This window comes from Streptomyces asiaticus, assembly GCF_018138715.1.
GTDB classification, from domain to species: domain Bacteria; phylum Actinomycetota; class Actinomycetes; order Streptomycetales; family Streptomycetaceae; genus Streptomyces; species Streptomyces asiaticus.
The window spans coordinates 3310945-3329225 of the sequence record NZ_JAGSHX010000006.1; the positions used below are offsets into that span (position 1 = coordinate 3310945).

16 protein-coding genes are annotated in these 18281 nt (G+C 71.9%); 5 read left to right on the forward strand and 11 right to left on the reverse strand.

What is annotated here, in order from left to right; translation table 11 throughout:
• Positions 1 to 51: 51 nt before the first annotated feature.
• On the forward strand, positions 52 to 1044 hold the full coding sequence (locus KHP12_RS21240) for a helix-turn-helix domain-containing protein (protein ID WP_211834888.1): 993 nt from the start codon (positions 52 to 54) through the stop codon (positions 1042 to 1044).
• Positions 1045 to 1251: 207 nt separating this feature from the next.
• Here KHP12_RS21240 and KHP12_RS21245 read toward each other — a convergent pair whose 3' ends face one another.
• From KHP12_RS21245 to KHP12_RS21280, 8 genes are all read right to left on the reverse strand, one after another.
• Positions 1252 to 4017 carry a glycosyl hydrolase family 65 domain-containing protein gene (locus tag KHP12_RS21245; protein ID WP_210609320.1) on the reverse strand — a complete coding sequence of 922 codons (2766 nt, stop codon included), beginning with the start codon at positions 4015 to 4017 and terminating at the stop codon, positions 1252 to 1254.
• 213 nt (positions 4018 to 4230) lie between these two features.
• On the reverse strand, positions 4231 to 4908 hold the full coding sequence (locus tag KHP12_RS21250) for a response regulator (protein ID WP_210609322.1): 678 nt from the start codon (positions 4906 to 4908) through the stop codon (positions 4231 to 4233).
• Positions 4905 to 6260 carry a sensor histidine kinase gene (locus KHP12_RS21255; protein ID WP_211833474.1) on the reverse strand — a complete coding sequence of 452 codons (1356 nt, stop codon included), beginning with the start codon at positions 6258 to 6260 and terminating at the stop codon, positions 4905 to 4907. The genes KHP12_RS21250 and KHP12_RS21255 overlap by 4 nt, the downstream gene beginning before the upstream one ends.
• Positions 6261 to 6270: 10 nt before the next feature.
• On the reverse strand, positions 6271 to 7506 hold the full coding sequence (locus KHP12_RS21260) for an acyltransferase family protein (RefSeq protein ID WP_244202860.1): 1236 nt from the start codon (positions 7504 to 7506) through the stop codon (positions 6271 to 6273).
• 154 nt (positions 7507 to 7660) lie between these two features.
• Positions 7661 to 8584: an alpha/beta hydrolase gene (locus KHP12_RS21265; RefSeq protein ID WP_210609328.1), complete on the reverse strand. Its 924-nt coding sequence runs from the start codon at positions 8582 to 8584 to the stop codon at positions 7661 to 7663.
• Positions 8585 to 8847: 263 nt separating this feature from the next.
• Positions 8848 to 9480, reverse strand: coding sequence for an SRPBCC family protein (locus KHP12_RS21270; protein WP_086884049.1), 633 nt, complete (start codon positions 9478 to 9480; stop codon positions 8848 to 8850).
• A 3-nt stretch (positions 9481 to 9483) separates the two neighbouring features.
• The gene (locus tag KHP12_RS21275; protein ID WP_211833476.1) at positions 9484 to 9855 is read right to left on the reverse strand and encodes an ArsR/SmtB family transcription factor; all 372 of its coding nucleotides are present in this window, start codon (positions 9853 to 9855) and stop codon (positions 9484 to 9486) included.
• A gap of 96 nt (positions 9856 to 9951) precedes the next feature.
• A complete protein-coding gene (locus KHP12_RS21280; RefSeq protein ID WP_211833478.1) occupies positions 9952 to 10251 on the reverse strand; it encodes an SCO5918 family protein in 300 nt (99 codons plus the stop codon).
• 295 nt (positions 10252 to 10546) lie between these two features.
• Between KHP12_RS21280 and KHP12_RS21285 the strand changes: the two genes are divergently transcribed.
• The 3 genes from KHP12_RS21285 to KHP12_RS21295 all read left to right on the forward strand — a co-directional run bounded on the left by KHP12_RS21285 (position 10547) and on the right by KHP12_RS21295 (position 13243).
• Positions 10547 to 10750: a cold-shock protein gene (locus KHP12_RS21285; RefSeq protein ID WP_020871138.1), complete on the forward strand. Its 204-nt coding sequence runs from the start codon at positions 10547 to 10549 to the stop codon at positions 10748 to 10750.
• A gap of 97 nt (positions 10751 to 10847) precedes the next feature.
• Positions 10848 to 12245 carry a DEAD/DEAH box helicase gene (locus tag KHP12_RS21290; RefSeq protein WP_208653146.1) on the forward strand — a complete coding sequence of 466 codons (1398 nt, stop codon included), beginning with the start codon at positions 10848 to 10850 and terminating at the stop codon, positions 12243 to 12245.
• Between the two features lie 188 nt (positions 12246 to 12433).
• A complete protein-coding gene (locus tag KHP12_RS21295) occupies positions 12434 to 13243 on the forward strand; it encodes a phosphatase (protein WP_372455212.1) in 810 nt (269 codons plus the stop codon).
• A 220-nt stretch (positions 13244 to 13463) separates the two neighbouring features.
• Here KHP12_RS21295 and KHP12_RS21300 read toward each other — a convergent pair whose 3' ends face one another.
• The 3 genes from KHP12_RS21300 to KHP12_RS21310 form a co-directional block, all read right to left on the reverse strand.
• Positions 13464 to 14357 (reverse strand): acyl-CoA thioesterase, encoded by an 894-nt coding sequence (locus KHP12_RS21300; protein WP_086884052.1) that lies wholly within the window; start codon positions 14355 to 14357, stop codon positions 13464 to 13466.
• A gap of 59 nt (positions 14358 to 14416) precedes the next feature.
• Complete coding sequence (locus KHP12_RS21305; RefSeq protein WP_086884053.1) at positions 14417 to 15574, reverse strand: acyl-CoA dehydrogenase family protein; 1158 nt, start codon at positions 15572 to 15574, stop codon at positions 14417 to 14419.
• Positions 15575 to 15822: 248 nt separating this feature from the next.
• Positions 15823 to 16488 carry an SACE_7040 family transcriptional regulator gene (locus KHP12_RS21310; RefSeq protein WP_086884054.1) on the reverse strand — a complete coding sequence of 222 codons (666 nt, stop codon included), beginning with the start codon at positions 16486 to 16488 and terminating at the stop codon, positions 15823 to 15825.
• Between the two features lie 103 nt (positions 16489 to 16591).
• On the opposite strand from KHP12_RS21310, the gene KHP12_RS21315 reads away from it, so the two are divergent.
• Positions 16592 to 18244, forward strand: coding sequence for a carboxyl transferase domain-containing protein (locus KHP12_RS21315; RefSeq protein WP_037953103.1), 1653 nt, complete (start codon positions 16592 to 16594; stop codon positions 18242 to 18244).
• Positions 18245 to 18281 lie beyond the last annotated feature (37 nt).

Genomic DNA, 18281 nt, shown 5'->3' on the forward strand with positions numbered 1-18281 from the left:
GTCTAAGGTCGCGCCCATCGAAATGCGCACCACCGGCCAGGCGAAAGGATGATGATCGTGGCGGTGCCCCAGATCGACGACATCCCGCCCGCGGAACGGTTCGCGGCATGGCGCGCCCTGTGCGAGCTGACGTCGATCCCCATGGAGCTGCGCAGCGACCATGAGCACGACTTCCGCGCGAACGTACGGGGCGGAGTGAACATCGGCGAGGTGATGCTGACCTACACCTCCGTACCGTCACTGCGGAACGAGCGGACCGCGGCCCACATCCGGCGCTCCGACCCGGAGCTCTACCATCTGCGGCTCACCCTGCGCGGGGAGAGCGACGTGTGCCACGGGGACGCCGAAACCACGGTCGGCGCCCGGCAGTTCATGCTCACCTCCACCTCCACGCCGTATCTGGCGGTGTGCGAGCGCGGCAGGGTCGACGGGATGACGGTCACCCTCCACCCCTCGCTGCTGCCGTTCCCGCCCGCCGAGCTCCAACTGCTGCTCGGGCGGCGGCTGTCCGGACGGTCCGGGATCGGGGCCATGCTCGCCGACTTCCTCACCCGGCTGGCCACCGAGTCCGACGCCTACGGCCCGGCCGACGCACCGCGCCTCGGCACCGTCGCCGTCGATCTGCTCAACGCGCTGCTCGCGCATGAGCTCGACACCGGTGCCGAGGCGCGCGCCGAGAACCGGCTCACCCCCGAGAGCCGTCGGCGTACTCTGCGGTTACGCATCCAGGAATTCGTCCGGCAGAATCTGGACCGCCCGGGGCTCACCCCGGCCTCGATCGCCGCGGCCCATCACATCTCGCTCCGGTACCTCTACCGCCTCTTCGAGGAGCAGGGGCACACCGTCTCCGCGTGGATCCGCGCCCAGCGCCTGGAACGCTGCCGCCGCGACCTCGCCGATCCCGCTCTGGGCGAGACTCCCATCCATGTCATCGCCGCCCGTTGGGGCTTCAGCCACGCCGCGGACTTCAGCCGTGCCTTCCGCAGCGCCTATGGCGTGCCCCCGCGGGACTTCCGCCATAGGGCGCTTGCGGCGAACAGGTGAGCGGGGCTCCCCCCGTAGCAACCCTGCTCACCCGTCACTGATCAGCATGGGCCCGCCGGGGCCGGGATGTCGTTGGCCTCCTGTGCACACTGTCTTGATCCTGCGTGCACGGACCACGTCCGCTGTGGATGGGTCCGCTGTGGATGGGTCCGCTGTGCATGGACCACGTCCGCTGTGCACGGACCGCGCGTCCCGGCCCCCACGGGGTCACTTGGCGCGAGTCACCCGCAACTCCTCGATGCCCGCGCGCTTCTTGTCGTCCGCCGACCGCACGGTGACCCGTACGAAACGGACCGGGCCGGTCGTCCCCTCGTGCCAGTGGCGGCCGTCGAGCGAGGTCCGCACCTCGTGGGAGGCGGGGCGGGTGCGGGTCCACTCCGGGCTGACCTTCGCCAGCCGCACGGCGTGCCCGAGGTCGGCCGTGAGAGTGCCCTCGGCCGCGTCGGGCACCCAGGCGGTGGCCGCGTTGCCGTCCACGGCGGCGCCCGCGTACATCCCGGGCTCCTCCGTGCTCGCCGTGGCCTTACCGCAGCGCGCGACGTTGTCGGTCGACTCGAGGTCGGGGCGGCGGGTCTTGAGCACCGCGGGCGCGCCCCGGCTCACGACCCGCTCGCCACCGTGCGGGGTCTCGATCCGCATCGGCGCGCCCGCTGTCAGCCTTACGGTCGTCTCGTGCGGGCCGACGGCCACGTCGTAGGTGCGGCCCCGCCAGTGCAGCCCGCGCAGGGTGACACCGTCGTGGAGCTGCGGCGGCAGCGTCGGGTCGAGCCGCACACCGTCCTCGTCCATCCGCATCCCGGTCAGACCGTGGGTGAAGACCTGGAGGAAGCCGCCCTTACCGGTGAGGAAGTCCTGCGCCGGGGAGCCGGACAGGGGGTCCTGCGCACCCGCCTTCTCGCCCCGCGCCTCCGAGAAGGTGTCGAAGGGGCCGCGGACGAACGGCTTGATGGCGCGCTGGAGGTAGGTGTACGTGGAGCAGCCGGGCTCGCCGATGGCGGCGGCGTCGATGGCGTGCACCGAGTCCGTCATGGCCGGGCCGTCCGGGTCGGTGCGGGCCGCGTAGTAGTCCAGCGTCCTGGCGGCCGCCTGACCGGACATCGGCCACTCCAGCGGGTACATCAGCAGCACGGTGTCGGCCTGCTTGATCAGCGAGCCCTTGTAGCCGTCGTACTGCTGGAAGACCTGGCTCTTCTTGTCGTACGGGATCCGCAGCCGGTCGGCGATCCGGTTCCAGGCGGCGGGCACCGGCTGGCCGAGGAGGCGGGCGGCGCGGGCGGCGTCGCGCAGGGCGGTGGCGGCCCCGGCGTTGGTGAAGACCGCGTCGTCCACGCCGTTGCTGTACTCGTCGGGACCGGCCACGTTCTTGATGGAGTAGCTGCCGTCGGCGTTGTGCGTGGCGCGCCCCGCCCAGAACTCGGCGATCCCCTTGAGCACCGGCCAGCCGCGTCCGCGCAGCCACCGGGTGTCGCCCGTCGACTGGTAGTACTGCCAGGCCGCGACGGCGATATCGCTCTGGAGGTGGTTCTGGGTGCGGCAGTGCGGCGGGTCCCAGCTGTGGCACTCGGTCCACAGCCCGCCCTTGCTCGCGCTGGTCCAGGGGTAGAACAGGCCGGGGTAGCCCAGCTTGCGGGCGTTGGCGCGGGCGCCGGCGCGGGTCTTGTAGCGGTACTCCACCACCGACTTGGCGAGTTCGGGATGGGTGGCCAGCAGCCCGGGGTACATCCAGGTCTCGGCGTCCCAGAAGATCAGCCCGCCGTAGTTGTCGCTGCTCAGCCCGGTCGGGGAGATGCTGTTCCGGGAGCCGGCGCGGGTGGCGGACAGCAGGCCGTACTGCGCGGAGCGCACCCAGTCCTGGAGGTCGCGCTGACGGCGCCCGGCCACCTCGATGTCGGAGCGCCACAGCCGCTTCCAGGCGGCGCTGTGCGCGGCGAACAGCGCGTCCCAGCCCTGGTCCGCCGCGCGGCGGGAGGCGGCGAGGGCGTCGGCGCGCGGGGTGTGGGAGGTCAGCGCGGTGTCCACGCCCACGTACTTGGTGAACTCATAGGAACGGCCGGGGCGTACGGGGAAGCGGAGGCCCTGACGCGCGGACAGGTCCCGCGCCGCGTCCGTACCACCGGCCTCTGTGCCGCCGGACCTCGTACCGCCCGTCCCCGCCTCGGCCGCCTGGACGCCCGGCCCGGGGCGCAGTGTGGATGCCACGGCTCCGTCGGTCTTCGTGCCATCCGTACGGAAGGCGACATCGACCGTGCCGCCCTTATGGGCGCCACCGCCGGTCCCGCTCATCCGCCGCGCACCGCGCCCGTCGAGCAGATCGGTGACGGTCGCGTCCCCGCCCCAGTGCGGGGTCATCCGCATCCTTACGGCGCCCACGTGCGCGTTGGCGCGGTCGGCGACGATGTCATAGGTGAGGTCGGTGGCACGCCCGTCGGACGCGGTCCAGGTGAGGGAGGTCCGCACCAGTCCGCAGCGCATGAAGACCGTCTGCCGGTAGTGGGAGATCCGCCCGGCGGAGGTCCGGGAGCCGAAGGTCTCCGAACGGTCGCCCCCGGTGGCCACGTTCAGCGTGGACCAGGTGGGGATGGCGGCGGCCACCTGCCGGTTCTCGGTCGTCTTCGCGTTGTGCGCGTAGAGGCCGGAGACGAAGGCGCCGTCGTAGCGGGGGGTGAACAGCGGCCATCCGGTCTTGTCGCCCCCTCCGGAGTACCCGGTCCCCTGGGGCGGCACCCGCTGCCCCAGATAGCCGTTGCCCACATACGCGTGGGAGCTGTCCTTGGGGTCGATACGGCTGGAGGAGAGCGCCCAGCCGTCGGACGGCCCGCGCGTGCAGTCCCCTCCGGCGGTGGCGTCGGCCGCCGCGGAGGGATCGGATTCGGGAGCGGCGGACGCCGGGGGCACGGCGGCGATCAGCCCGCAGACGAGGAGCGGGGCGATCAGCCGGGCGGGCCGGGGCAGCCGGAGGGGGGAGTACGTCATTGTTCTCCGTCGTGGTTCGCCGGTGACGGTCGCAGTGACCATAAAGAGGTGAACACGACAGGTCAATGGATGGCGCGATGTCTTCAATAGCTGAAGACGAGTCACGTGAGAGAACAAGATCGGCAGGAGAGACCCGCCGGGGACAGGGGTGTCGGACAGGTCGTGACGCCTGCGGCGGGCTGCTCCCCTCCCCGGCCCGACGGCAGGACCGGGTCAGGACGCCGACGGGCGTACCAGCCCCGACTCGTACGCGAAGACCGCCGCCTGGGTCCGGTCGCGCAGCCCCAGCTTGAACAGGATCCGGCTCACATGGGTCTTCACGGTCTGCTCGGCCACCACCAGCCGTGCCGCGATCTCCGCGTTCGACAGCCCCTGGGCGATCAGCGTGAGCACCTCGGTCTCGCGCTCCGTCAGATCGCCCACCCGGGCCCGGAGGGGCCCGCGCGGGGCGGCGGCGGTCACCCGGGAGAACTCGCCGATCAGGCGCTTGGTGATGTTCGGCGCCAGCAGCGCGTCACCGGCCGCCACCACCCGTACCGCATGGGCCAGTTCATCCGCCGAGGCGTCCTTCAGCAGAAACCCGGACGCGCCCGCACGCAGCGCCTCGTAGACGTATTCGTCCAGGTCGAAGGTGGTGAGGACGAGGACCTTGACGGTGGCGTCGGCGGGTTCGGTGAGCCGGCGGGTGGCCTCGATGCCGCCGACCCCGGGCATCCGTATGTCCATCAGGACCACGTCCGGGGCCAGCTGGGCGACCTGGGCGATGGCGTCGGCCCCGTCCACGGCCTGGCCGACGACCTCCATGTCCGGTTCGGCGTTGAGCAGCACCGTGAAGCCCTGGCGGACCATCATCTGGTCGTCGGCGATCAGAACGCGGATGGTCGTCGTCATACGGGGTCCTCGGTGGTCTCGGGCAGGGCGGCGGACGGGGCGGGGTGGTCCGTGGGCAGTACGGCGATCACCTCGTAACCGCCGTCCGGCGTCGGGCCGGTGGTCAGCTCGCCCCCTAGCATCGCAGCGCGCTCCCGCATCCCGAGCAGCCCGTGCCCGGCGCCCGGCGAGGGCGGAGCGGGCCGGTCCGGCGCGGTGTTGACGACCCGGACGGTCAGCCCGTGCCGCTGGTACCCCAACTCGACCCGCGCCTCGGCGCCCGGCGCGTGCCGCATCACATTGCTCAGCGCCTCCTGGACGATGCGGAACGCCGACAGCTCCACGCCCGGCGGCAGCGCCCGCCGCTCCCCGGTGACATCGGTAAGGATCGCGATCCCGGTCCCCCGCACCGTGCCCACCAGATCGTCCAGCCGGTCCAGGGTGGGCTGCGGGGCATGCCGGGCGCCGTCGGCCAGGGCGTCCTCGGAGCGCAGCACGCCCAGCACACGGCGCAGTTCGGCCAGCGCCTCGACGGCGTTCTGCCGGATGCCCGCGAGGTTCTCCTTGAGCTCGTCCGAGGGGTTCTCGGCGAGGTGTGGGGCGACCTGGGCCTGGATGGAGATCACCGACATGTGATGGGCGACCACGTCGTGCAGCTCGCGGGCGATACGGTTGCGCTCCTCCAGCAGGGTGCGCCGGGCCCGTTCCTCCGCGGTGAGCTCCTCCTGCTCGACCAGCCGGGTCCGCGCCACCCGGCGGCCGCGCAGCGCGGCGCCCACCACCACGGCGGTCGTGAAGGACACGATGGCCTCGTCCAGGCCGTCCGCGTGGGTCCCGATGGCGAGGGCCGAGGTGAACGCCCCCACCAGCAGGGTCAGAATCAGCGCCTCGGCGGCGATCCGGGGGCGGACCCGCAGCGCGAGGAGGAACAGGACGGTGGTGTGCAGCGCGATCTGGCCGTAGTTCCAGGGGTAGAGCACATATGCGGGGACGCGGCCGTCCGCGGCCAGCGCCGTCACCATCAGCATGGCGGTCGAGAGCCACCACGCCGGTATCGGGCGGGTCAGCGCCAGTTGGACGGCCAGCGCTTCGAGCACGACGAACCAGAGGATCGGGAGCGGGTCCTGGGCCGTCCCCGGGCGGGCGGGCTCCTGGAACTGCGCCATGCTGAGCCAGGCCATGAGCACCGCGAACAAGACCACATGGCCATGGGGCAGCCGCCCCAGCCAGCGCATTCGCGGCAGCGGATCGCGCGCCACCGTCCACAGGTCCTCGCGCAGGATGCCCGGCATCGCGCGCAGGGTCTCGCCCACCGTGCGCGGCAGGGCGCGCAGGCCGCCCGCCAGCCGGTCCGCGACCTTGTCGCCTGTCATGCCCTTGACTCTAGACACTCCGCTGCTCCACGTTCCGTGCCTGCTGTGCCTGCTGTGCCTGCTTCCCGGGACGTCCCTCGCGAACGACCCGGCTGCCACCGCCCGCGGCCGAGCCGCCACCGCGGACGACCCCGCCACCGCCCTTCCGCGGCCGCCCCGCCTCGTACGCGTGGAACGCCGCCCAGCAGATCAGCAGCGCCCCCGCGAACACCGGCAGCCAGCACAGCCGGGCGAGCACCCAGCCGGGTCCTTCGGGCACGGTGTGCAGCCCGGGCTGCGGTCCGGCGAGCCGCAGCGTGGTCACGCTGACCGCCATCATCGCGGTCTGGTGCCACAGGAAGACGGTCATCGCGGCGAGGTTGACCAGCGCCACCACCGCCCACGCGACGGGCCGCGCCAGCACCCGGCGCAGCGGGCCGCGCAGCAGCAGGGCCGCGCCGCACTGGGCGAGCCCGAAGGTGACGGCCGCCAGGGTGGGCGGGTTGAGGTTGGAGACCGGGGCGCCGGGCACCCCGACCATCGCCGCCGGATAGCCGCCGAGCAGGACGAGCCCGGCGGTGACCGCCGCGCCGCCGCTCAGCAGCACCCACCCGGCCGTCCGCCCGCGCAGCCTGCCGCGGCCCCAGGCGGCGCCCAGGCAGTACGGAACCAGCCAGCCCGCCGCCAGGTTGACCCAGCCGAGCCAGGCGGGGCCGTCGAAGCCGAACCGGATCAGGTCGACATGGAGCACGACGGCGAGCGGCCACAGCGGATGCAGCCGCGCCACCAGCGGGGTCGCGGCCGTGAGCACGGCGTAGACCAGCAGGAACCACAGCGGGGACAGGACGAGTTTGAGCAGCGTGTGCACGGTCAGCAGGCTCACCCCGGCGCCGAGCAGCGCCCCCGCCGCCACGGCCCATACGGTCAGCACGGCGGCCACGGGCCGGAACAGCCGGGCCAGCCGGGCGCGCAGCCACCGCCGGTAGGTGATGCCCCGGGCGCAGGCGCTGTCGTGGCTCCTGGCGCCCATCTGCCCGCCGACCAGGAAGAACACCGCGAGGGTCTGGAACACCCAGGAGACGGGGGTGAGTCCGGGCTGGTACAGCAGCGGGCTGGCCACGCGCAGGGTGCCGCTGTCGGCCACGAGGGCGGTCACCAGCCAGTGACCGAGCACCACGCCGAGGATGGCGACGGCCCGCAGGCCGTCCACGGCGCGGTCGCGACCGGGCGGGGTGGCGGCCTCGATCCGCCGGACGAGGTCACGTATGCGGACCGTCCCACGCGGCCGGACCGTTCCACGCGGCCGGACCGTCTCACCCGGCCTGGGCGTCCCACTCAACCGGACCGACTCACCCGGCCTGGGCGTCCCACTCAACCGGACCGACTCACCCGGCCTGGGCGTCCCGCTCAACCGGACCGACTCACGCATCGCGGCCCTCCACGATCCGGCCCATGCTCACCAGGGCGGCGGACCCGGGCTTGAGGTAGTCGCTGTGCCCGACGTCCCCCGCGTCGAAGGTCCGCGCGCCGAACCGCCGGGAGACCGGGTCGGTCCCGAAGCCGATGGTCGTGCCCAGCAGCGGGATCCGGACATGCGGCACCCCGCCGATCCAGTCGTTCCCGCCCCGCCCGGCCCAGACGGTGGCCCGGGTGTGCAGCTGCCGGGCGTCGTCGTACCCCGTCCCCGGGCTGCCGTACAGGACGATGTCCGCGGCGTTCAGCCCCCGGGCGGCCCGGGCGCAGACCACCGAACCGTAGGAGTGGCACAGGAGCGAGATCCGGGCCCGGGGCGTGGCCGCGTTCAACTCCCGTACGAACGCGGTCAGTCGGGGAGCGGCACCGGCGGCCCGGCCGGTGGTCAGCACCTCGGGCGCCACGGTGCCGGGCGTCTTGTACCCGAGCCAGCCGATGACGGCCGTACGGCGCCCGAGTTGACGGCTCAGTGCGAGTGCCCCGTCCCGGAACCGGCCGTATGTCTCCAGGTTGGTGTCCGACCCCGGCACCAGCACGGCGATGTGCGTGGCGCGGCCCAGATCCCCGTACACCTCGACGGCACGGCCCCCGTTCCGCCCGTCGAAGGACAGGAAGTGCCGCGACGCCCCCCGCATCTTCCGCAGCGCCCGCGCCCGCTTGCCGTCCCCGTGCCGGGCGGCCATCACCTCGGCCGCCCGGATCCCCTCCCGGTTGGCCGCGTACCGGTGCTCAAGACCCGCGACGCGCACCGGCCCGAGCGCCACCGGCGTCGGCGCGGGCACCTCACTGGGCCCAGCGGCCCCCACCAGGGGCGCCACCACCGAGGCGGTGACGAGCGCCGCGAGCAGGGCGCGGCGAAGACGGGACGCCATGGCTGTTCCTTCCGTACCAACGGATGTCGTGAATACGGAAGGTAGGGAGCCGGCCGTGTGGTTGGCGTCCCACCGGGGAGTGCATCTCCGGGATAGCTCCCAGGTATGACGGGTAGGGGGTGGCCGCGCTTACGGCCGTCGTCGTTCTTACGGACAGCCGCCGCGTTCTTACGGACAGCCGCCGCGTTCTTACGGACAGCCGCCGCCCTTACGGAAACAGCCGCCGCCCTTACAGGCACAGCCGCCGCCCTTACGGGCAGCGGTCAGCGCGCGGGCACGTAGAACTCCGTCGTGGCGCGCGCCGTCGCCGCCACCACCTCCGCCGGGGCCCCCGAAGCCTCGTACGCCGCGCCCCAGCGCTCGCTGCTGCGGGTCATGAACTCCCGTGCCTCGTCCGACGCCTGCCACGCCTCCGGGTCGGCGGGCGCGCCCTCGCCCGTCAGGTGCAGGGTGAGGCCGAGCAGTGCGCCGTCCCAGCCGACGCCGACCGCGCCGGGGCCGAACTGGTCCCACATCTCGGGCGGTACGACGGCGACGTGCTCCAGCTCGAAGACGGTCCGCTCCTCGCCCTCGGCGGTCAGCCGGACCTCGACCTCGCTGAAGCCGGGGTTCTCGCCGAACAGCCAGCTCACCGCGAGCAGCCGCGGGGGTTCGCAGCGCAGGATCTCGCCGCCCGCGTTCCCCGTCAGCTGGTAGTGGCCGCCGAGCTTCAGGTCGCCGCTCACCGGCAGGAACCAGCGGCTGATCCGCTCCGGGTCGGTGCACGCGTCCCAGACGTCCTCGATCGCGGCGTCGTAGGTGCGTCGCAGCAGTACGGTGCGGGCCCCGCCGTCGGGCACCTCACGGGTGCCGACCTCGCGGTGGACGTGGTTGATCTGGTCGACGATCTCGCTCATGAGTCATGTCTCCGCATCGGTTCCGCTGCCGCCGCCGCGCTCCTGATCGACCCGCCGCTGCCGCTTGCCCCGCGCCAGTTCCGTCCCCAGCGCGTCCAGCCGCTGCTCCCAGAAGCCCCGGAACCGGTCGAGCCACCGGTCGACCTCCCGCAGGGGCGCGGCCTCGACGGCGTACAACCGCCGTGTGCCCTCGGCCCGTACGGAGGCGAATCCGGCCTCCCGCAACACCCGCAGATGCTGCGAGACGGCTGGCTGCGAGATGCCGAACTCTGCCCGGACGACGGAGCTGACCTCGCCGGAGGATCGTTCCCCCTCGGCGAGCAGCTCCAATATCCGGCGCCGGACGGGGTCTCCGAGGACATCGAGTGCGTGCACGCCCGGACTATGCCAGCCGCCGCTTATATAAGTCAACGCTTAACATGACTTCCCCGCGCGGCCCCGGGTCCTCGCGCCCGCGCGGCCCGGCGGGGGTCAGCCGTCCGTCGGCTTCCCCAGAAGCTCCGAGGCGGTCTCGACGGCGCCGGACGCCGCGGCCGGGGGCGCCGGATGACAGGTGAAGCCGAGGCGCGTCATGGCCCGGGTCACCTCTCCCGCCGTGAAGTCGCGGCGGTCCTGGCGAGTGACCACCGCCCCGACCTGCTTGACCGGGTAGAGCTGGCCGCCGATCTGGACCGAAGGGCCGGTGATCGGTTCGGGGCTGACGCCACTCATCGCGTCCGTCACCTCGCGCGCGGTCAGGTTGAAGGCGAAGTTGGCGATGATGCAGCGCATGGCGCCCCCACGGGGAGAGAAGGGTGTCGGAAACGCCAGCGTGTCACACCTCGAAGCGGGAGGGCACGGCCCGGCGGGAAAATCGTCCACCCGACTCCCGCCGTTCCGGAGCCGTACGTGGTAGGCTCTCCTTCAGTTGCAGTTTTGGTACCCATGGACTTTGTATGCGCCTGGCGGTATGTAGCCGCAGGCGCATTTCTTGTTTTTGCCGGTCATTTCCGGATGGGGTCATTTCGGCGACTCGGGGTGCATTTCCCACGCATTCCGGACCGATCCCCAAATGAAGGAGAAAGACATGGCTACTGGCACCGTGAAGTGGTTCAACGCGGAAAAGGGCTTCGGCTTCATCGAGCAGGACGGCGGCGGCGCCGACGTCTTCGCCCACTACTCGAACATCGCCACCAGCGGCTTCCGTGAGCTCCAGGAAGGCCAGAAGGTGACCTTCGACGTCACCCAGGGCCAGAAGGGCCCCCAGGCCGAGAACATCGTTCCCGCCTGATCACAGCCCCTGTCACGAGCCGGGGCCCGTACCTGAAGGGGTGCGGGCCCCGGCTCGTGCGCGTTTCCGCACACCGCGCCCAGCAGAAGGCACCGCATTGAGCCGTTCAGCCCGCTCGTACCGCAAAAAACCCGCGCCCTCCCGTTCCGCACGCCCCGGCCGCCCCCGCTCCACCGGCGGAAACGACGGCGGAAACGAATTCGCCCTGCCGCCCGGCTCCACCCCGGTGCTGCCCGCCGTCGCGTCGTTCTCCGAGCTCGACATGCCGGAGGAGCTGCACAAGGAGCTGGCCCAGCAGGGCGTCACCGTGCCCTTCCCGATCCAGGCGGCCACCCTCCCCAACGCCCTCACCGGCCGGGACGTCCTGGGCCGTGGCCGAACCGGCTCCGGCAAGACCCTCGCCTTCGGCCTCGCCCTGCTGGCCCGCACCGCCGGGCGGCGCGCGGAGCCCGGCCGTCCCCTCGCCCTGGTGCTGGTCCCCACCCGGGAGCTGGCCCAGCAGGTCACCGACGCGCTCACCCCCTATGCCCGGCGGCTGCGGCTGCGTCCGGCCACCGTGGTCGGCGGGATGTCGATCAACCGCCAGGCCGAGGCCCTGCGCGGCGGTGCGGAGGTGGTCATCGCGACCCCCGGACGCCTCCAGGACCTGATCGAACGCGGCGACTGCCGGCTGGACCAGGTGGACATCACGGTCCTCGACGAGGCCGACCAAATGGCCGACATGGGCTTCCTGCCCCAGGTCACCCGGCTGCTGCGGCAGGTCCCCGCCGACGGCCAGCGCCTGCTGTTCTCCGCGACCCTCGACCACAACATCGGCCAGTTGGTGCGCCAGTTCCTCCACGACCCGGCCGTGCACTCGCTGGACCCGTCCGCCGGTGCCGTCACCACGATGGAGCACCATGTACTGCACATCGCGGACACCGACAAGCGCTCCGTGGTCACCCGGGTCGCCGCCAGGGACGGCCGCGTCATCCTGTTCCTGGACACCAAGCGCGGCGTCGACCGGCTGACCCGTCATCTGCTGACCAGCGGCGTACGGGCGGCCGCGCTGCACGGCGGCAAGTCCCAGCCGCAGCGCACCCGGACCCTGGACCACTTCAAGTCCGGCCATGTCACCGTGCTGGTGGCCACGAACGTCGCCGCCCGGGGCATCCATGTGGACGATCTCGATCTCGTCGTCAATGTCGACCCGCCCGCCGACCACAAGGACTATCTGCACCGTGGCGGCCGTACCGCCCGTGCGGGCGGATCCGGCAGCGTCATCACGCTGGTCACTCCGGACCAGCGCCGGGACATGGTCCGTCTGATGGCCGACGCGGGCATCACCCCGCGGACCGCCCGGGTCCACTCCGCCGACCCCGAACTCACCCGTATCACCGGCGCGCAGGACCCCTCCGGTGTTCCCGTGACCATCAGCGCGCCCGTGCCGCCGCAGCCGCACCGTGCGGGCAAGCCCGCCCGTCGCCCCGCCAGGAGCCGTCGGCCCCGCCGCTGAGGGGGTGTCCGACGGATGGATATGCGGCTCCGCCGCGTGGTCCGCCGGACACCCCGTAGGCCCGGTGCGGGGCCCGGGCGGTGGCGGTCCGGACGGCGGCGGTCCGGGCGGACATCCGGCATTTCGCCATGGTCGTGTCACGCCCGACCGGCGGTGGATGTCCCCATTCCCCCGTCGGAGAGGCGACAATGGGCCACATGCCGATACCCAGCGCCGTGCCCAGCCGTGCCGAACTGATCGACCATCTCGTCCGTACGCGCATCGCGGGCGATGTCGCCACCCCTCGTGAGAACAACCTCTCCCACTACCGCAAGCTCGCGAACGGCGACCGCCACTACTGGCTCGGCCTGGAGCTGGGCGACCGCTGGACCGATGAGCAGGATGTGCTGGCGGTCATGGCCGAGCGCTGCGGTGTGGTGGACGATCCGCAGCACCGCTCGGGGCAGGACACCATCGACCCGGAGCTGACGATCGGCGCGCTGGACCGGATGGCATCGGTGCTGCGGAAGGCGGCGGAGGCGAACGAGCGGGTGCTGTTCGCCACCGGGCACCCGGGCGGGCTGCTGGAGGTCCACCGGGCCACGGCGGCGGCGCTGCGGGCCGCCGGATGCGAGATCGTGGAGATCCCGGGCGGGCTACAGGCGGACGAGGGGTACGTCTTCCAGTTCTGCGATGTCGCGATGCTGGAGCGGGGCGCCACGCTGTGGCACACCCACTCCCCCGCGCCCATGGCGGCGATCCTCGACGGGCTGGCCCACGAGGGGCGGCCGCTGCCCGATCTGGTGGTCGCCGACCACGGCTGGGCGGGGTGCGCGGGGCAGCGGGGCATCGACGCGGTGGGCTACGCGGACTGCAACGACCCGGCGCTCTTCCTCGGCGAGTCCGAGGGCACGCTGTCGGTGGTGGTCCCGCTGGACGACCACGTCACCAACCCGAGGTTCTACGACGCGATGACGGCGTACCTGCTGGACGCGGCGGGGCTGACGGCCCAGTTCTGACGGCCTGGTCCCGACGGACCGGTTTCCGACGGACCGGTTTCCGACGGACCGGTTTCCGACGGACCGGTTTCCGACGGACCCGATTCCTACGGACCCGATTCCTACGGACCGGTCTCGGACCGGCCGGTTCAGGACCGCCCGGTTTCCGACGGACCGGCTTCCGACCACCCAGTCCCGGACGGCCCGGTTTCGGACGGCTCCGGGCCGCCGCCCGCCGCGCTCACTTCTTCCCGCGCGGCACCCGCATGACCCCTTCTTGGATCACGGAGACGGCCAGCCGCCCGTCGGCGGTGAAGATGCGGCCCTTGGCGAGCCCGCGTCCGCCGGACGCGGAGGGGCTCTCCTGGTCGTACAGCAGCCAGTCGTCCACCCGGAACGGCCGGTGGAACCACATGGCGTGATCCAGGCTGGCGCCGACGATGTCGCCGACCGCCCAGCCGCCGCGCCCATGGGCGAGCAGGATGGAGTCCAGCAGCGTCATATCGGAGACATAGGTCGCCAGGCAGACGTGGAGCAGGGGGTGGTCGGCGGCGCCGTCCAGTTTGCCGTTGGTCCGGAACCAAACCTGCGACTTGGGCTCGCGCGGCCGTCCGACGCTGCCGAAGGGCGGCTCGTCCACGTACCGCACATCGACCGCGGCCCGCGCCTGGAGCATCCGCTCGGTCACCCCGGGGCCGAGGAAGAGGTGCTCGTAGCGGGGCAGCAGCTCCTCGGCGGTGGGCAGGGAGAGCGGGTCGGGGACGTCCGGCATTCGCTCCTGGTGCTCGAGGCCGTCCTCGTGCAGCTGGAAGGAGGCCGAGAGATGGAAGATCGGCTGTCCGTGCTGGACGGCGACCACCCGGCGGGTGGTGAAGGAGTGGCCGTCCCGGATCCGGTCGACGGTGTAGACGATGGGCGCCCCGGGGTCGCCGGGCCGCAGGAAGTACGCGTGCAGCGAATGCGCCAAGCGGTCCGCGGGCACGGTACGGCCCGCGGCGACCAGGGCCTGGGCGGCGACCTGACCGCCGAAGACCCGGGGGACGAGGGGTGCGGCGTCGCTGGTGCCGCGGAAGATGTCCTCCTCGATCTGCTCGAGGTCGAGCAGATCGAGAAGGCCCTGAAGTGCGTCATTCATGATTCAAGCAGTCTTGCAGACCCGGATTGCGGCCCTGTTGCCACTGGTCATGACGGTCGTCACAGACCCATGGACTTGGCGACGATGGACCGCATGACCTCGCTGGTGCCGCCGTAGATCCGGTTGACGCGGGTGTCCGCGTACAGCCGGGCGATGGGGTACTCCATCATGTAGCCGTAGCCGCCGTGGAGCTGGAGGCACCGGTCGATGACGACGGCGGCGCGCTCGGTGGTGAAGAGCTTGGCGGAGGCGGCGTCGGCGGCGGTCAGCTCACCGGCGTCATGCGCGTCCAGGGCCCGGTCCACGACCGCCTGCATCGCGTCCACCTCGGACTTGCAGTCGGCGAGCACGAACTTGGTGTTCTGGAACGACGCCACCGGCTGGCCGAAGACGGTGCGGTCCCGGACGTACTCGGTGGCGAACCGTACGGCGGCCGCGGCCTGTGCGTACGCCCCGACGGCGATCCCCAGGCGCTCCTGCGGCAGATTGTGGGCGAGGTAGCCGAACGCCTTGCCCTCCTCGCCCAGCAGGTCCTCCACCGGCACCTTGACGTCGGTGAAGGAGAGCTCGGCGGTGTCGGAGGTCTTCAGGCCCAGCTTCTCCAGCTTGCGACCGACCGCGTAGCCCTCGCTCTTGGTGTCCACCACGAGGATGGATATGCCGCCGCGGCGGTCCTCGGGGGTGGGCGGGGCGGTGCGGGCGCAGACCAGCACCCGGTCGGCCAGGACGCCGCCGGTGATGAAGGTCTTGGCGCCGTTGAGGACGTAGTGGGTGCCGTCCTCGGAGAGCTTGGCGGTGGTCTTCATGCCCGCCAGGTCGGAGCCGGTGCCGGGCTCGGTCATGGCGATGGCGGTCATCATGTCGCCGGTGACGAAGGAGGGCAGCCAGCGCCGCTTCTGCTCCTCGTTGGCGTACTTGAGGAGGTAGGGCAGGCACAGCGCGGTGTGGACACTGCTGCCACCGAAGCTGACCCCGGCGCGGGCGGTCTCCTCGGTGATCACGGCGTTGAACTTGAAGCTGGTCTCGCCGGCCCCGCCGTACTCCTCGGGCACCTCGATGCCGAAGACACCGAGCTCGCCCAGCTTCTTGTAGAACTCGCGCGGGGCCTGGCCGGCCTCCCGCCACTCGTCGTAGTACGGCACGACCTCGGCCGCGATGAAGTCGCGGATGGTCTCCCGGAACGCCTCGTGGTCCTCGTTGAACACCGTACGGCGCATATTGGCGCGGCCCTCCTCACGGCTAAGCCGCCGCCGCTCTCGCGGATCCGCCCGGCCGCCGTCGTGAATTCCTCGATGATGACTTGGCAACGCTCACCTAAGCGCTTGCTCAGCGAAAGCTACCCGCGAGTTACCCAGCCTGTCCAGCCTCATAGGGCTCGGTTCTCCCCCAGCTACCGCCGGGAGGTGCCCCCGCCGGGGCGCCTCAGCCCCTGTCGACAACTCGACCGTGCTCGGTCCTTCGTTCCTCAGGACCTGCGCGCGCTCTCCTTGTCGACAGCGGCGCGCCCCTTCGGCTCACTCGCCGCGCCGTCCACACCGTGGGCGCCGTCGAAGGCGCCGAGGGCCAGGCGGTGCAGCAGGGTGGCGGTGGCCGCGCGCCCCGGGAGGGCTCCGGGGCGGCCGAGGTGGGGCGTGGAGTTGAGCAGCCCGAAGACGGCGTGGACACACGCGCGGGCCTCGGCCTCGGCGAGCCGGGGGTAGACCTTGCGCACCACCTCGACCCACAGCTCCACGTACTGCCGCTGGAGGGAGCGCACCAGCTTGCGGTCGGTGTCGCGGAGCCGGTCGAGCTCGCGGTCATGGAGGATGATCAACGGACGGTCGTCGAGGGCGAAGTCGATATGCCCCTCGATCAGCGAATCCAGCACCTCCGCGGGGGCGCACCCGGCCCCCTCCCCCTCCGCGGCCCGCCGCTTGCCACCCGTCAGCAGCCGGCCGCTGATCCCGACGAGCAGCTCGGCCAGCATGGCCTCCTTGCCGGGGAAGTGGCGGTAGAGACCGGGGCCGCTGATGCCGACCGCGGCGCCTATCTCATCGACGCCGACGCCATGGAAGCCGCGCTCGGCGAAGAGGCGGGCGGCCTCCTTGAGGATCTGCTCACGGCGGCTCGGGGCGGGTGCTTGCGTGCTCATGAAATCAATTCTAGAAAGCGGGGTTAGTGGTCGTTAACCTGGTGGGGAGTAGTTAACGTTCACTAACGGTACCGAGCGGGACCGAGCGAGGGGGCTCGTAGCCATGGAGCAGGCACCGGCGCTGCGCAGCGGCGCCGACCCGGGGTCCGACGCCTGGAAGGCCAATGAGGCCGGGCACCGCGAGCTGGCCGCGCGGCTGCGCGAGAGGCTGGCCGTGGCGCGGCTGGGCGGCGGGGAGAAGGCGCGGGCGCGGCACACCGCGCGCGGCAAGCTGCTGCCGCGCGACCGGGTGGACACCCTGCTGGATCCGGGCTCCCCGTTCCTGGAGCTGGCACCGCTCGCGGCCGAGGGGATGTACGAGGGCCAGGCACCGGCGGCGGGGGTGATCGCCGGGATCGGGCGGGTGTCGGGCCGCGAGGTGGTCGTGGTCGCCAATGACGCCACGGTCAAGGGCGGCACGTACTACCCGATGACGGTGAAGAAGCATCTGCGCGCCCAGGAGGTCGCGCTGGAGAACCACCTGCCGTGCGTCTATCTGGTCGACTCCGGCGGCGCCTTCCTCCCCATGCAGGACGAGGTCTTCCCGGACCGCGACCACTTCGGGCGGATCTTCTACAACCAGGCCCGGCTGTCCGGCTCCGGGATTCCGCAGGTCGCGGCCGTGATGGGGTCCTGCACGGCGGGCGGGGCGTATGTCCCGGCGATGAGCGACGAGGCCGTGATCGTGCGCGGGCAGGGCACGATCTTCCTGGGCGGGCCGCCGCTGGTGAAGGCGGCCACCGGTGAGGTGGTCTCGGCGGAGGAGCTGGGCGGTGGCGAGGTCCACTCCCGGGTCTCGGGCGTGACCGACCACCTGGCCGAGGACGACCCCCACGCGCTGCGGATCGTCCGCTCCATCGTCGCCACCCTGCCGCCGTCCCCGATGCGGCAGGGGTCGCCGCCGTGGCCGCTGGAGCCCTCCGAGGAGCCCGCGGTGGACCCGGCGGGGCTCTACGGGGCGGTCCCGGTCGACTCGCGCACGCCGTATGACGTGCGGGAGGTCATCGCGCGGATGGTGGACGGCTCGCGGTTCGCCGAGTTCAAGGCCGAGTTCGGCACCACGCTGGTCACGGGCTTCGCGCGGATCATGGGCCACCCGGTGGGCATCGTCGCCAACAACGGCATCCTGTTCTCCGAATCGGCCCAGAAGGGCGCCCACTTCATCGAGCTGTGCGACCAGCGCGGCATCCCTCTGGTCTTCCTTCAGAACATCTCGGGGTTCATGGTGGGCCGCAGCTATGAGGCGGGCGGTATCGCCAAGCACGGCGCCAAGATGGTCACCGCAGTGGCCTGCACCCGCGTCCCCAAGCTCACGGTCGTGATCGGCGGTTCCTACGGCGCGGGCAACTACTCGATGTGCGGCCGGGCCTATTCGCCGCGCTTCCTGTGGATGTGGCCCAACGCCAAGATCTCGGTGATGGGCGGTGAGCAGGCCGCCTCCGTGCTCGCCACCGTCAAGCGCGACCAGATGGAGGCGCGCGGCGAGGAGTGGAGCGCCGAGGACGAGGAGGCGTTCCGGGCCCCGGTCCGCGAGCAGTACGAGGCGCAGGGAAACGCCTATTACGCCACCGCCCGGCTGTGGGACGACGGTGTGATCGACCCCCTGGAGACCCGCACGGTGCTCGGCCTCGCCCTTACGGCCTGCGCCAACGCACCGCTGCCCGGCCGTACGGCCACCGAGCCCGCGGCGCCCGGCTACGGCGTCTTCCGGATGTGAGGGAGATGCACCCGATGAGTGGCATGAGCGGTACGAA